At 41.6% G+C, this 16,136-nt stretch carries 8 protein-coding genes; 6 read left to right on the top strand and 2 right to left on the bottom strand.

What is annotated here, in order from left to right:
* The first annotated feature begins 3 nt into the window (after positions 1 to 3).
* The 3 genes from ACN9MR_RS14635 to ACN9MR_RS14625 all read left to right on the top strand — a co-directional run bounded on the left by ACN9MR_RS14635 (position 4) and on the right by ACN9MR_RS14625 (position 4,027).
* The gene (locus ACN9MR_RS14635; protein ID WP_426324672.1) at positions 4 to 1,206 is read left to right on the top strand and encodes an alginate lyase family protein; all 1,203 of its coding nucleotides are present in this window, start codon (positions 4 to 6) and stop codon (positions 1,204 to 1,206) included.
* 241 nt (positions 1,207 to 1,447) lie between these two features.
* Complete coding sequence (locus ACN9MR_RS14630; protein ID WP_426324670.1) at positions 1,448 to 2,470, top strand: LacI family DNA-binding transcriptional regulator; 1,023 nt, start codon at positions 1,448 to 1,450, stop codon at positions 2,468 to 2,470.
* 6 nt (positions 2,471 to 2,476) lie between these two features.
* A complete protein-coding gene (locus ACN9MR_RS14625) occupies positions 2,477 to 4,027 on the top strand; it encodes a glycosyl hydrolase family 28 protein (RefSeq protein ID WP_426324668.1) in 1,551 nt (516 codons plus the stop codon).
* 21 nt (positions 4,028 to 4,048) lie between these two features.
* Here the strand turns inward: ACN9MR_RS14625 and ACN9MR_RS14620 are convergent, their stop codons facing one another.
* A complete protein-coding gene (locus ACN9MR_RS14620) occupies positions 4,049 to 4,594 on the bottom strand; it encodes an SRPBCC family protein (RefSeq protein ID WP_426324666.1) in 546 nt (181 codons plus the stop codon).
* Positions 4,595 to 4,738: 144 nt separating this feature from the next.
* A complete protein-coding gene (locus ACN9MR_RS14615; RefSeq protein WP_426324664.1) occupies positions 4,739 to 6,955 on the bottom strand; it encodes an alpha-N-acetylglucosaminidase in 2,217 nt (738 codons plus the stop codon).
* 1,006 nt (positions 6,956 to 7,961) lie between these two features.
* On the opposite strand from ACN9MR_RS14615, the gene ACN9MR_RS14610 reads away from it, so the two are divergent.
* Genes ACN9MR_RS14610 through ACN9MR_RS14600 form a run of 3 tightly spaced genes read left to right on the top strand, consistent with a single transcriptional unit; the run spans position 7,962 to position 16,115 of the window.
* Positions 7,962 to 11,138: a SusC/RagA family TonB-linked outer membrane protein gene (locus ACN9MR_RS14610; RefSeq protein ID WP_426324662.1), complete on the top strand. Its 3,177-nt coding sequence runs from the start codon at positions 7,962 to 7,964 to the stop codon at positions 11,136 to 11,138.
* Between the two features lie 11 nt (positions 11,139 to 11,149).
* On the top strand, positions 11,150 to 13,039 hold the full coding sequence (locus tag ACN9MR_RS14605) for a RagB/SusD family nutrient uptake outer membrane protein (protein WP_426324660.1): 1,890 nt from the start codon (positions 11,150 to 11,152) through the stop codon (positions 13,037 to 13,039).
* Between the two features lie 34 nt (positions 13,040 to 13,073).
* Positions 13,074 to 16,115 (top strand): SusC/RagA family TonB-linked outer membrane protein, encoded by a 3,042-nt coding sequence (locus tag ACN9MR_RS14600; protein ID WP_426324659.1) that lies wholly within the window; start codon positions 13,074 to 13,076, stop codon positions 16,113 to 16,115.
* The last annotated feature ends 21 nt before the right edge of the window (positions 16,116 to 16,136 follow it).

Genomic DNA, 16,136 nt, shown 5'->3' with positions numbered 1-16,136 from the left:
AGCATGCATAGTTTAAATGTTTATACCAGGTTAATCCGATACGATAAATGGATGTTAACCTTAATCATATTCTTTTTCTATATGGTAAATGCTTACGGGCAGGTATTAAAACTGGAAAAACCGGTCGCCTACCATCCCAAGCCTTTTACCCATCCTGGTCTGTTGCATTCAGGCAGCGATCTCCGGCGGATGAAAGATATGGTTGCTTTGGGCAGAGAACCATGGAAGAGTGCATTTGAGAAATTCAGGTCACATCCATGGTCAAGCGCTTCCTGGGAACCTCATGCCGTGAGGCATGTAGAGCGTAGTTTGCTGATCGGTGCCGGCAAAAATATCGGAAACCTGGAGAAAGATGTTTGTGCTGCTTATCAAAATGCAGTGATGTGGTCTGTTACAGGTGATGAAGCCCATGCCAAAACTGCCATAAAAATTATCAATGCCTGGTCTGAAACCTTTAAAATCTTTGATGGAACAGATGTGGAGTTAGGGGCTGGACTAAATGTTTTTAAGATGGCGAGTGCCGCAGAGATCATGCGCGCTACCTACCCGGAATGGAAACAGGAAGATATCGAAAAATGCAAAGTGATGTTCAGGGACGTGTTTTATCCTCCGATCCAATATTTTGCGCTTTGGGCCCACGGCAACTGGGATCTTGCCTGCATGAAAGGCATGATGGCTATTGCCGTTTTTAATGATGACCATGAAATGTTCGATCGCGCGGTTGATTTTTACTACAAGGGCCCTGGAAACGGTAGCCTGCTGCATTATATCGTAAATGAAGAGGGCCAGGGGCAGGAGAGTGGGCGTGATCAGCCTCACAGTATGCTCGGGATCGGCCACCTGGCAGAAATGTGCGAGATTGGATGGAACCAGGGAATGGACATGTATAGTTTTGCGCAGAACAGATTACTCAAAGGCTTTGAATATACGGCCCGTTATAATCTCGGTGAAGATGTACCCTTTCAGCCTTACACCGACATTAGTGGTAGATTTCCTGCGGATACAATATCCATCAGTGGAAGGGGTAACCTCCGTTCGATCTTTGAACAGGTATACAACCATTATGCTTTCAGGGTAAAGGGCATAACGGCAGATCAGTACCGTTATACTAAACAGGCAGCAGATAAACTTAGACCTGAAGGTGCAGGGTTCAATGCCGACAATGCAGGTTTTGGAACACTTTTCTTTTCCCTGCCGCGGCCGTAATAATCTGGATAGCGATAGATAGAGCCCGATAACGGCACTAAACTGAAGTTTTATGTACAGAATAATCTTTATCTGCTTTATTTTTTATTATGCCAAAATATTTTTGCTGCAGAATGGCAATGGTCTGTTCCCATTGCAATATGGGTATAACGCTATGGCTCGCCAGATCCAATCCGCTGTTCCGGCGCAAAGCACATTTTCGATAACCAACTGATCAGTCACTTCAATCCAATTTCAGGTAATGATAAAAAAGATCTCTATAGGCGATATAGCTACTGCCCTGAATATTTCAAAGTCAACGATTTCTTTCATTATTAATGGCAAGGCGAAAGAGAAACGCATCAGTCTGGCCCTGACTGAAAAAGTGCTGCAGTACATCGATGAAAATGGCTATAAACCGAGCCGCCTGGCCCAGAGCTTGAGTACTGGTAAGACAATGATTATTGGCCTGATGGTGGAAAAAATCTCTGACTATTTTTTTGCACAGATGGCCTATCATATTGAGGAAATTGCCTATCAAAACGGATATAAGATTTTCTACTGTAGTACCGATAATGATCCGGATAAGACCAGAGAACTTATCCAGCTTTTTAGGGACCGCAATGTAGATGGTTACATCATAACTCCTCCTGCCGGGATGGAAAAAGAAATACAGTCCCTTATTGATGAGGGATCTCCGGTTGTATTGTTCGATAGATATTATCCGGATATTGAATCAAGTTATGTGATTCTTGATAATTTCAAAGCCAGCTATAATGCTTCGAAATACCTCGCAGAGCATGCTTTTGTCCATATTGCATTTATTACACTGGATAGTAACCAGAGCCAGATGGAAGATAGGAAACAGGGTTATGCTAAGGCAATGATCGAACACGGGCTGGAAGTTATTGTAGAAAAAGTACCCTATGGAAATGATCCGGACCAAACGGTTAAGCAGCTTGTCAGGTTCCTCAGGCAGAACAAAAGGGTCGATGCAGTTTATTTCGCTACCAATTACCTCGCTTTTAGCGGCGTGAAGGCTATCAATCAGCTTGGATATAAAATACCAAATGGTATGGGCATTATCGCATTTGATGATCATCAGGTCTTTGATTTTTATGAACCTACCATAACAGCGGTTGCCCAGCCTATTTCTGAACTTGCAGGGCAATCGATCAGGGTACTGCTCAGTTTACTTAACAAACCTTTGGAAGAGAGAGCCGTTCAAAAAGTAATCGTTCCGGCCCATTTCATTATCAGGGATTCGACCACCAGGCTGTTATAAAATGTGATGAATTATCTGTTAAATAATGGGTATGGAAAGCAGCGTGGCGTGTCTTATCATGGCCGGGTACTATCCAGCCTGATTTCATCATACAATGATTTTATGAAGAGTTTATTTAACATCAAAGGATGTTTTGTTGCCATAGTTTTGACCCTGCTGGGGATACAGTTTTCGGCCGCACAGACAGAGCCAATTCTAAAAGCATATCCTGCGCCGCAATCTATTCCGCAGAATACCGATTTTACCGTCAAAGTACGGCAGCCAGGCCAGCCATGGCAGGATCTCCCGGAATATACCGTAATGGTTGACTGTGTAAAGGGATTGGGCCATTCAGTAGAAAAAGCGTCTATGGCCTATTTTGACTTTTCAGGAGAAGTAGAGGTTTCTGTAAGATTCAATAAAGGCGCAATCAGCAGCTCTCGGATACGTCCGCTTTCCTATAATATTCCACATACAGTATCGGGCAGGACAATTACCTTTAAACTTGAAAAACCCGTAAATCTTTCAGTTGAAGTGAACGGTGATCTCTTTCACAATCTTCATCTTTTTGCAAATTCTGTAGAAACTTTCGTTCCGGACAGTACGGATAAAAATGTTGTTTTTTTTGGACCAGGTTTACATGAGATCCCCGGAGGGAATTTAAGGGTGTTATCAGGTAAAACAGTGTATGTTGCCGGTGGCGCTGTACTTAAGGGGCGGATTCTGATTGATAAAGTTGAAAATGTTAAGGTTCTGGGAAGGGGAATGATCGATCATTCCATTAAAGGAGCTATAAGGATTGCGAATTCCAAAAATGTTGAAATAGAGGGACTGTTTGGTACACAATGTTTTACAGGAGGATCGGAGAACGTGACCATACGCAACTTTAAATGCATGAGCTACTACAAATGGGGCGACGGTATGAATGTCATTTCAAGTAACAACGTGCTCATTGATGGCGTTTTCAACCGTAATTCTGACGACTGCACTACTGTGTATGGTACCCGTTTGGGATTTACAGGAGGTTGTAAAAATGTTACCATGCGTAATTCTACCCTTTGGGCCGATGTTGCCCACCCCATTCTGGTTGGAACCCATGGAAATACGCCCAAGCCCGAGGTGCTGGAAGACCTGAGCTATATCAATATCGACATCCTTGACCATAAGGAGCAACAGGTCGATTATCAGGGCTGTCTGAGCCTTAACGCCGGTGACAGCAATCTTATCCGCAATGTCCGTTTCGAAAATATCAGGATTGAGGATTTCAGGGAAGGCCAGTTGGTGAATATCAGGGTGTTTTTTAATGCCAAGTATTGTACTTCTCCTGGCCGTGGTATTGAGCATGTTTTATTTAAAAATGTAAGCTACAATGGTACAAAGGCAAAACCGTCAATCATTTTAGGTTATGACGAACAGAGAAAGGTTAGCAACATTGTATTTGAAGACCTGAAGATAAACGGGGCATTATTCTCTGACGATATGCTAGACAAGCCGGCTTGGTTCAAGACTTCGGATATGGCCGGTATGTTTGTTGGCGATCATGTTGAGGGGGTGGTTTTTCGAAGGACAGGAAAGTAGCTGGTAGGGTAAACAAGTAAATTATATTTGACGGTTTTCTGTTTGTTGCTTGATGAGTTCAACTGTTGGCCTCCAATACAGCTCCAGGTGTTTACGGATTACCTCATCAGGAAAATTGCGGATGTTAAGCTCAAGCCTGGTCTGTTTATTTTCATACGTCAAATTAAATTCCAATATACAATAGCTTTCTTCGGTATCGGGTAAATTGGAGAGAGAACTTAAAAAACTATAACAGAGTTTGATGCCAGGGTCCAGTTCCAGGATTGTTCCTGAATTGATGAACGGGATTCCGTGCAGATCTCCGCTGGTGATTATTGTGCTGCCAACTTTCCAATCCGTCTGTATTTCAATAGGGCTATCATGTGTCCATTTTTGAATAAACTCAGGAACAGTAAGGCTATCCCACACCGCATGCATTGGGGCAGTAATAAACACGGTTTTTTGCAGTAGATCCATGACCATAAAAATACAATATTTTAAGGATGATGATGGGTCCTTGCCCCAATGTCCATTAAGTTGAGGGATAAATCGCAAAAAGATGTCACCCTGAGCGTAGTCGAAGGGCATTTATTTGCGATTTATCAACATCAAGAAGTCTTCGACTACGCTCTCCACACGAGTCCTTTGGACAGATTGACGACCGTGGTGTTTAACTTAATGATATTGGTCCTTGCCCTGCAGGAACCTGTTAGTACTCCTATTAATGTTAGCCTAGCGATACTGATGCGCTTTATCAATTATGCTTCTGTACTTTTTATGCATCTCAATAGCTATACTTACTGAACTGCCAACCGTTTTTAGGGGATAGTCTTTCCTTTGGTTTACCCAGCTCCATTCCCAGGCGCTTACCTCCCTGTTAAACTGTTTGATATCGATTTCTTTTTGATTGTCGATGGCCTGTGATGCATATCTAAAAAAAAGCGCCCATCGCGGTTTGTAAAAATCACTGAACAAACCACTCCATTGTCTGCAGGCATATTCATTTAACGGACTTTTTTCATCACCCCATAGCGTAATCAAATCTTTCGCGTTCATTTCGTAAAGTGCTTTTTCAGCAGGATTGTTTCCCCAAGTTCTTGCCTGCTCAACCCATGGGCCAAGCATAAAATCTTTTCGGGTAGCTAACAGTTTATCCATATCGTCAATAAGCTGAAGAAATTTTTGGCTTTCTGCCTTAAAGGTAACCATATCCTTTTTTTTGTAGGCGGTTACAAAATTTCGTTGTAAGGGTAGGGCATAATTTGCCATGGCCTGTCGGGTTACATCCACTATGTCGTACTGAAAACCATCACTATTGCTGCAGGTAGGTGCAGCCTTTATAAGTTCATCCCAGGCTGGTAACAGATCCCGCTCCTGATAGTTTAAGGTCGTTTTGGCCCAACGGGTCAGCGAATCGAGTGTGGGACGTGCCTGAATAATAGATTCTGCACCATCTCTGATGTACTTATCTTGGGGTACATTATAAACTGTTTTTCTTAAAATTTCCCATGCCTTTTGTGCATTGGGATTATTTTTTCCGTATCTGTTAAAAACAAAATTAGGTAGCCATGTTTTTAGATCTACCGGTTTCGATTGCCAAACATTGGCCATCATCAATTCATATAATACCGGGTTTTGTTCAATACCTTCCATTGTGAGGCCAATACCTTTCATCTTACCACTTTGTGGATCGTTCAAGGCTTCTGCTGGTGCGGTAGCAATTACGTCCATCCGCCCAAAAAGATTGGTATTTCCTCCAAAATTATGCAGCATATTCCAGATCCAGGGTTTTCCATAAAAACCCGAAGTGCGTTTCCATACCGGTTCTATTTCCGTGGCCAGGTCTAACAGTATCATCTTGTCGTTGGGTACGGCTTTTAAAAGCGCTTCTGTTTGGGGTTCTTTCCAGAATTTTCTATCACTATAAAATAGCCAGCCCTGCATTACCCAGATAGCCTTGGGGTCTGCCTGCGACATTCCATCGTAAATCCTTGCACTCAGTTTGCCTAAAAAATCAGTTTCTGATGATGGTGGTTCATTTTCGTTAAAGGTATCGGCAGAGTAAAGGTGATCGGTGCCCAACAATGCTGTCTGTTTCTGTAAAAACCTTTTCCCGATAGCTGCGAACATAGGATCTTCCGAATCGAGGATATAAGTGTCTGCGAAACCATTGGTCCAGTTGGTAGCCTTCAGTTTCGCATTCGGAAATTTCTTTTTAAATGCGGCTGGTACATGCCCTGTAAATGCAGGCAGAACCGGTTTCATGCCAAGAGAACGCTGTCTGGCCAAGATTTTCTTTTGCAGTTCGAAGTGACTTTTCATCCAGTCCAATGGCAGGGGGCCGCCCCAACCATCTATGTTCCCCATCCAGAACCACGAAAAATAGGCCGGCCCTGTAAAAAAATCCTTCAAGTCGTTATCGCTAAAGCCCATCTCTTTGTATACAAGATACCAGGTATATTCTTCTCCAGTAATAGCCAAGGGCATATTAATGCCATGAAGTGCCATCCAGTCCATTTCCTTTTCCCATCTGGCCCAATCCCACCAGCTCATACTGTAATTAAATGTACAGTAGTTGAGGTAATAACGGTACTCGTAAGGTGTAGATTTCCTTACTTTATTTTTAACTACTGGTAGGTTTTGAGGCAATTTAAGGTTAATGCCGTTCCAGGTAATCTGGCAATGGGCATATTCTGTTAAATAATAATAAAAAGCCGAGGCAATAGCTACGCCGCTGTTCCCCCTTAAAATGATGGTGTTTTTTTTGCTTTCAATTTCAAAGACATCCATGCCTTTTTCAGAAACGATGCTTTGGATTAAAAAAAACTGATGCTGTTTGGGTAAGACCCTTTTGATCAGTTCAGCCGACGAAGAAAGATAATCTTGCGCCCTTATTTTGGCAGATGCCATTACCAAAAATGCAGCAAGAAAGTATATTTTATATTTCATCTGTTTGTTTTATTTTGAAGGATAACCATGGCTTTTGCTATCCTAATATTCGATAAAATTATTAGCGGTTCAATATACAGATAATAAATAATGGAGCAGATATATTCTGGCTCCATAAAATATATTTTAACCATTATCTGCTTTAGTTATTGTGGTGCCGCTTTTTTGTTTACAGGATATTAGCTATCGTTACAAAAGCAATTAATATTAGAAAGATAAGCCCATGGTTGTTTTTTCTCTTGTGATGATTTATTTAAGATTATTGCTGTGGATATAGCTATAAAAACTTTTGAGTAAAGGTTAAATCACGTTTTTATCCACTACTATAAATGGAAAGCAGCGTGACGGATAATAGCTAAAAGAAGATACACATTAGATTTATACGCTAACCAAATGCTTATATCGATAAGACAATTGTGTTTAAAATAAAATGGATGTTATCAGTTTAATGCTTTTTTTGATGCGTAAAGGCACTTTCTGCACCACTTAAACAAACTGGGTATAAATTTAAACAATTGTGCTATGCTTAAAATTGTAGTTGTCTTAGCTTCGAATACTCAATACAGGTAACCATTACCCTTTCCGTTCGAACATGATGCTGAAGTAAGTACGACCAACACTTACCCTAAGAGCGCTTAACGCTGATCTTAATCTCAGTGTGATGCCAAAGGCAGATTGTTCAATTATAAGGAAAGCTAAAATTGGTTTTTATTGTAGGGAGCTAACCAAATAAATATAAACCAAATTGAACAAACGCTCATGAAAGCACCCGGTTAAATCCAAATCGATCTCGCACCGATACAGATTGAATTCGTTCAATAGTATCAAATACTAATCCTAACCAAAATAAACCAAATTTTATGACTAAAAACTACTACTACTACAAAGAGGGGTTACTCCGCTCTACGCGAACTAAAACAATTGAAAAATCTGTTTTGGTGATCCTAACTAACTAGGACTGGCATACAATTATCCAAATCTATTTCTCTTTTAATGATTTTAAATAATGGAAAAAATAACCAATATGGGTAATGATGTGCGCTCCAGATATCGGGGAGCAAAGCAGTTATTACTTGTGATGTATTTAACACTGATTATCTCCGCGCTGTTGATTGACACAGCTGCCGCACAACAACGGCGAAAAATAACCGGGACGGTAGTTGATGAACAAAAGCAGCTATTAATAGGAGCCACAATTACTGTAAAAGGTACCGGTTCTAAAGCGCAAACCGGTACAAATGGAGAATTTGCTATAGAGGTACCTGCCGATCGGCAAATACTTACCGTTGCATATATAGGAATGAAGACTCAGGATGTGAGCATTGCCGGCAAAAATACGGTAAACATAACCATGAAATCAAACGCTGATCAATTGGGTGATGTTGTGATTGTAGGGTATGGCGTTCAAAAGAAACAGAGTGTTGTTGGTGCAATTACACAAACCACAAGTGAAGTACTGGAACGAACAGGTGGTGTATCTAGTTTAGGTGCGGCATTAACTGGAAATTTGCCGGGCGTAATCACTACAGCCAGCACCGGAATGCCAGGGGATGAAGATCCTCAGATCCTTATTCGTGGCCGCAGCACCTGGAACAATGCCAGTCCGCTTATTCTAGTAGATGGAGTTGAACGATCGATAAATAACATCGATATCAGCTCTGTGGCCTCAGTATCTGTACTTAAAGATGCTTCAGCCACTGCGGTATTTGGCGTGAAAGGTGCAAACGGCGTAATCTTGATTACCACCAAAAGGGGGCGTGAAGGGAAGGCAGAAATCAGAGCAGCTGCTAATACAGTTGTTAAATCTGCATCTAAATTGCCTGGTAAGCTCGATTCGTATGATATGTTCCAGGTGCGTAACCGAACAATCGAATACGAATTAGCACTCGCTCCGGGTGCCTGGAGTTCATATCTTCCGGAAGCTGTGATGCAAAAATATCGCTCGCCCGCCAATCTCGAAGAAGCCGAGCGTTATCCAAACGTAGATTGGGTAAATACCTTGTTTAGAGACAATGCAATGTCTTATAATGCCAATCTTAATGTAAGCGGCGGAACATCGTTTGTAAAGTATTTTTCTTCTGTTGATTACCTTGATGAAGGAGATTTGTTTAGAAGGTTTGGTAATGATCGTGGTTATAGCGGTGGCTACAGTTTCAAAAGATTGAACGTAAGAAGCAACCTGGATTTTCAATTAACACCATCAACGGTATTCAGAACAAATATCTCTGGTTCAAGAGGTACATCTGAGCGGCCATGGATTGATGTTAACCCTTACAATACCTGGACAGCGGCTTATTCTGCAGCACCAAATCTCTATCTCCCTGTCTATTCGGATGGTACATGGGGGTACTATAAGCCCAATGAACAACAAAGTTTAAACTCCGTTAGGATTTTGTCTACCAGTGGTCTTCAAACGACCACAACTTCCCGTATCACCACAGATTTTACCTTAGATCAAAGCTTAAATTCTCTTGTTAAGGGATTGAGCTTAAAAGGAACACTGTCTATCGATAACACATTTATCGAAGCTGGTCGTGGAATTGATGACCGCAATAATGGAACATTGAGTAAATACATCGACCCTGAAACGGGAGTAGTAAGTTATTCACAAACCAAGGATGCGGCAACAGAGCTGGAATGGAGGGAAAGTGTAAGATGGGCAAGCCGGGCAGGTGACGTTAACGATGGTGCAACTTACCGACGGATGTTTTCTCAAATGCAGATCAATTATGCCCGAACCATTGCCCAAAAGCATAATTTAACTGCCATGGGACTTTGGAGTAGAGATAATACTGCTACCGGAAGTATCATTCCTTCTTATCGTGAAGACTGGGTTTTCCGTACCACGTACAATTATGCAGGCAAGTACAGTTTCGAATATAATGGAGCTTATAATGGCTCTGAGAAATTTGGCCCTGCCTATCGCTTTGATTTCTTTTCATCCGGTGGACTTGGATGGATGATTTCTGAAGAAAAGTTTATGAAGCCGATCAAATTCATCAACTCTTTAAAATTACGCGGATCTTATGGCGAAATTGGTGATGATGGTGGTTCCCCAAGATTTGCATTTTTAACGAACTGGGCATTTGGAGGAACAACTCCGCTCGGCATTACCGGAGAGGCCGCTGAAAATAGTCCTTACAATTGGTATAGGGAAACTGGCGTAGGTAATCCAAACGTTCGTTGGGAGAAAGTGGCGAAGAAAAATATTGCACTCGACTTTAGTATCCTCGGAAACTCGATTTCTGGAAGTGTAGATTTCTTTCAGGATGACCGTAGCGATATTCTTACCGGTACTTCCCGGGCTGTACCAAGTTATTACGGTGCCCAACCACCTACATTTAACGTTGGTAAGGTGCGGTCGAGAGGTTATGAAATTGACATCCGGTTTAACAAAAAAATCACCAGCAATTTTACCGCGTGGGCCAATATCAATTATACCCATGCAAAAAACAAAGTGATTGATGCCGACGTAGCCGAGCTATTGCCAGAATATGCGAAGCCTATCAATAAACAGATTGGACAGGCTTATTCTTATGTGAGCGCTGGTTATTACAATACTTGGGATCAGCTTTATGGAAGTACCATGCACAATGCCAATGACCAATTGAAAATCCCAGGAAACTATCATCTGGTAGATTTCAATGCTGATGGGATAATTGATGCGAATGATAACATTCCTTATGGCTACGCTGGTTCTCCTGAAAACACCTATAATGCAACAATAGGTTTCGAATGGAAAGGTTTCAGTGCCTTTGCTCAATTTTATGGTGTAAATAATGTTACCCGTCAAGTTGTGCTGGGAACATTTTCCGGAAAAAATACTGTTGCCTATGATGAAGGAAGTTATTGGTCAAAAGACAATACAAACCCTGATGGTCCGATGCCACGTTGGGAAACAACCCCAGCGGGCTTTTACACAGCAGACAGGTACTTCTATGATGCATCTTACCTGCGTTTAAAAAATGCGGAGATTGCTTACACTTTTAGGCAAGATTGGGTTAAAAAAGCAGGGATCTCAAGTATACGTATATTCTTAAATGGAAACAATTTACACGTGTGGACTAAGATGCCGGATGACCGTGAAGCAAATTATCAAAGCGCTGGCGGACAAGGATGGGCCTCGCAAGGTGCTTATCCAACTGTAAAGCGGTATAATCTAGGCGCTAATTTCATCTTCTAAACATGATCATTATGAAAAAATATATAACACGCCTATTATTAATAGGAATGATTTGGGCGGGAACCGGCATGGTATCTTGTAAAAAATATTTAGACAGAGATCCTGAGGCAACTGTATCAGCCGAATCTGCGTTCAAAGACTTTCGTAGTTTTCAGGGCTTTACCGAGGAACTATATAATTGTATTCCGGATTTTACAAACAGGTATTGGACCAACAGTTTCAACTGGGGTGAAGACGAAATCCAGTCTACAGTTCAAAATTTCCACTTCGTTAACAAAATAGATAACGGTGATTTTTGGGGCTGGCAGAGGGAGTTTGACGGATGGGGAGCAGGATTTTTAGACAATGCCAACGCAAATACAAATAACGATCGTTTTACCAAGGGCCTGTATCCACTGGCCTGGTATGGCATTCGTAAAGCGAATTTAGGTCTCGAGAACTTAAACCTGATGGTAAATGCAACTGATGAAGAACGTAACCTGATCAGAGGCCAGCTGTTGTTCTTTAGAGGTTGGTTCCATTTCCAGCTCATGCAATATTTTGGAGGGCTGCCATACATTGATAAAGTATTGCCAGCCGATGAAGAATTGAGATTGCCCAGGCTAAAGTATCAGGAATGTGCAGCAAAGGCAGCACTGGATTTAAGAGCTGCCGCTGATCTTTTGCCAATCAATTGGGATAATACAACAGCCGGGATCCAAACCCTGGGTAAAAACCAATTGCGTATCAATAAAATCATGGCATTAGGCTATTTAGGTAAAAATTATCTGTGGGCCGCTAGTCCATTAATGAACTTAGAATCTACTGGTAGCAAAACCTATAATGTAGAACTGAGTAAAAAAGCGGCTGCTGCATTTGCCGAGTTATTAAAACTAACAGAAAGTGGTGCTGCTCCTCATAAGTTATTGCCTTTTGCACAATACAGTACCAATTTTTATACAACTGGCCAAAATTTCTTAATCCCGGGAGGTACTGAAGTAATATTTACAGGACCATATTGGGGAGCACATGGCTCAACCTATGGTACTGCAAAACAATATACCCCAGCAATTGTAGGTGCCGATGCGCTGGTATTCGCACCAACTGCAAATTATGTTAATTATTATGGGATGAAAAATGGTTTGCCCATTTCGAATTCTGCCCAGGCTGATCCTACTGGTTCAGGATATGATCCGCAATTTCCTTGGCGTGATCGCGATCCAAGGTTCTATAATGATATTATATATGACGGAGTTAAAGTGGTGCAGGGAACTTTAGCAGCGAATATGGAGCCACACCGATATGCAAATCTGTTTACAAATGGAAGTTATAGAGATGAACGTTCTGGTAGCCGTACAGGGTATATGATGTTCAAATTTGTGCCCAGAACCGCCAATAACTTTGATCAGGGCTGGAATTATGGACAGAACCTGAATATTAAGGTTTCATATATGCGTTTGGCCGATATCTACCTGATGTACGCAGAATCGGTTGCAACCGGGTACGACTCCCCAGGTGCAACCGCAGAGGGATTTAGCAAAACTGCCGTAGATGCAATCAACGTGATTCGAGATCGTGCTGGTGTTGGCCGTGTTGCCGCGCAGTTCTTAGTATCTACGTCAGAGTTTATGAAAGAAGTAAGACGCGAACGTGCTGTTGAACTTGCCTTTGAAGGGCATCGGTTTAATGATCTTCGCCGCTGGCATTTGTTAGCCGAGGTACCTTATACCTTAAAAACAGCCGCGGAATTTGATCGTGCTGCTCCTTTAAACCCTGCAGTCGACACCAAATTAAACAAGGTTGTAAACTATCGTGAGCGATTAATATTACAACGTCCATTTAGTGAAAAGCATTATTGGTTGCCACTTAAACGAGCAGATGTAAATATGTATAAGGAGTTTGCGCAAAACCCTGGATGGTAAGGTAGTTCATGATCACAAATAATTAAAGACAAGAATGATGAAATTTTTAAGAAATGCATTGGCGCTGTGTGTCTTTTTTACGCTGTCTGTCGGTGTAATCAAAGGTCAGGACGCCGTTAAGATACCCATAAAAGCTGTTGTTCAAGATATCAATGGAAATCCGATAAAAGGGGCATCCATAACTATTGAAGGAAACGATGTGCTCACCATAGCAAACCAGGCTGGTGAATTTTCTTTATCGGTAGAGGAGAATAGCACATTTATGGTAAATGCTAAAGGTTATAAAACCTTGCCGGTAATTGCATTACCCAACCTAAAGCAGGTTACCTTAACTAAAGAGGATAGACTAATAAATGTGGGTTTTAAAAATGCAGCAGAAAGTAATCTTCCTGCTGGCGTTTCAAGCGTTAACCTGGCACAGCTTTTTGAGAAAAACTTTATAACCTATGGATTGGACGGGATAGAAGCTTTTGCTCCGGGCTTTAATGGCAATAACCTTTGGGGCATGAACACCTCGTTAATATTGGTTGATGGAGTTCCGAGGGATGTGAACAGTGTTACACCAAATGAAATTGAGGAAATCACTTTTCTCAAGAGCGCTTCGGCCGTTGCCCTATATGGCAGCCGCGGTGCAAAAGGAGTAATCTTGATCACCACAAAAAGAGGTACACCAACTAAGCAAAAAATAAACGTTCGTTCCAATATCGGACTAAATACGCCAAAAAGATTCGCTCAATATCTGGGCTCTTCAGAGTACATGACCTTGTATAACGAGGCTTTATCTAATGATGGTCTGGCGGCGGCTTATACTCCAGAAACTATTTATAATCACTCTGGTGTTAACCCTTATCGTTATCCAAGTGTAGATTATTACGCTTCAGAGTACCTCAAAAATAGTTTTTCACGCTATGATGGCGTAGCAGAAATTTCAGGAGGGAATGATCGTGCCCGTTATTACACCAATGTTGGGTTTGCATCTACAGGTTCGCTGCTTAATTTCGGCGAAGCCAAAGAAAATAACACATCAGAACGCTTTAACATCCGCGGAAATGTTGATATGCAGCTAACCAAAGCACTAAAAGCCCGGGTAGACGCAAGTGCTGTGTTTGCCAGTAGCGGCGGAGTAAATACGAATTACTGGGCTAACGCCGCAACCCTGCGCCCTCATTTATTTACCCCGTTAATCCCAATTAATTTATTGGAACAGAGCGACGAAGTGAGCAGGGCGATGATTAAAAACGCTACAATTATTGATGGACAATACATCCTTGGTGGTACGCAATTAGATCAAACTAATCCCTTTGCGGCCATTTATGCTGGTGGTAACAATAAATTTGTACAACGCCAGTTTCAGTTTACCACTGGTATTGATGCCGATTTGAAAGGAATTTTGAATGGACTTACCTTTAGTACTACTATGGGGGTTGATTACCTGAACAGTTACAATCAGGGTTATCGGAATGGATATGCGACTTACCAGCCCAATTGGACAACCTACTCTGGTACAACGCTAATCGGCAGCTTAACGCGCTGGGGAGAAGATACTAAAACTGGAGTTCAAAACATTGCAGATAGTTATTACAGACAAACCATTTCGTTATCTGGTCAATTTAACTACAATACTACCGTCCGTAATAATCATCATATCTCTGCAGTATTGCTGGCGGCGGCATATCGCCAATCGCAATCTGAAATCTATCAGCCAACCACAAATTCTAATTTAGGTTTGCAGTTAAATTATGATTTCAGCCATAAGTATTTTGCTGAGATTACCGGAGCTGTGGTACGCTCGCCAAAAATGCCTCCGGGAAACAGGATTGCACTTTCTCCTGCAGCTTCTATTGGATGGCACCTTAGCGAAGAGCCATTTTTGAAAAAAGTTTCGTTCATTAACGACTTAACATTAACTGCATCAGCAGGTATTTTAAATACCGATCTTGATTTTGATGAGTATTTTGCCTACGAGAGTATCTATACAGGCACAGGGGGTAACTGGTATGGTTGGAATGATGGTACAGGTACACAGTCTACAGATTCGCGCCGCGGATCCAATATGGATTTAACTTTCGCTAAGAGGAAAGAAATCAGTATCGGTATAAAAGGTGGAATGTTCAAAAATCAGTTTAATTTCGGAGCAAATGTTTTTAGAAATAACATCACCGGGATTATCGGTCAGCTTAACGTCCTTTATCCCAATTATTTCACTACCGGGTTTCCGAGTTCTTCTTTTGTTCCTTACAGTAATTATAATAGTGATCAGCGGACCGGTTTGGATTTTTACTTAAATTTTAACAAACGTATTGGTGCAATCGACTGGACTTTTGGAGCGTCTGGAACATATTATACGACCAAAGCAACTAAACGTGCCGATCTGTTAACTTATGAAAATAGCTATCAATACCGTGCCGGCAAACCACTCGATGCTATCTGGGGATTAAAAAGCAATGGTTTTTACATGGATGCCAGCGAAGTGGCGGCGGCCGATGGAATTAATAGTGCAAAACCAGCATTTGGATCATCATTGGCTCCTGGCGATATCAAATATATTGATCAGAACGGTGACAAAATCATTGATGATAAGGATCAGGTATACCTTGGTCGCGGTGGATGGTTTGGTGCTCCGTTTACAGCAGGATTGAACGTAACTGCTAAATGGAAAAATCTTACCCTGTTTGTTTTGGGTACAGGCCGCTTCGGTGCAAGTGCCATGAAAAGCGATAACTATTTTTGGGTTAACGGAAGTGATAAGTATTCGGCAGTGGTACGCGACAGATGGACGCCTCAAACAAAAAATACGGCAACCTTTCCGCGACTTACCACTTTAAATGGCGATAATAATTTCAGAGCGTCTGATTTCTGGTTGTACAGCACAGACCGGTTTGATTTATCTAAAGTTCAGATCTCCTACACAGTTTCCGATAAATTGTTCAAAAGTAAAGTATTGAAAGAACTGGGGCTGTATGTGGCAGGATTTAATCTTTTAACAATAGCGAAGGAAAGAGAAATACTCGAGCTGAATTTAGGAGGTGCCCCACAAACAAGGATGTATAACCTGGGCGTAAAGGCAATGTTTTAATTGAATATTAGATTAGAAAAG

Source organism: Pedobacter sp. R-06 (assembly GCF_049913135.1).
Lineage (GTDB): Bacteria > Bacteroidota > Bacteroidia > Sphingobacteriales > Sphingobacteriaceae > Pedobacter.
Note: the sequence above shows the minus strand (reverse complement) of the source record. Positions and strands in the feature narration are given on the sequence as shown.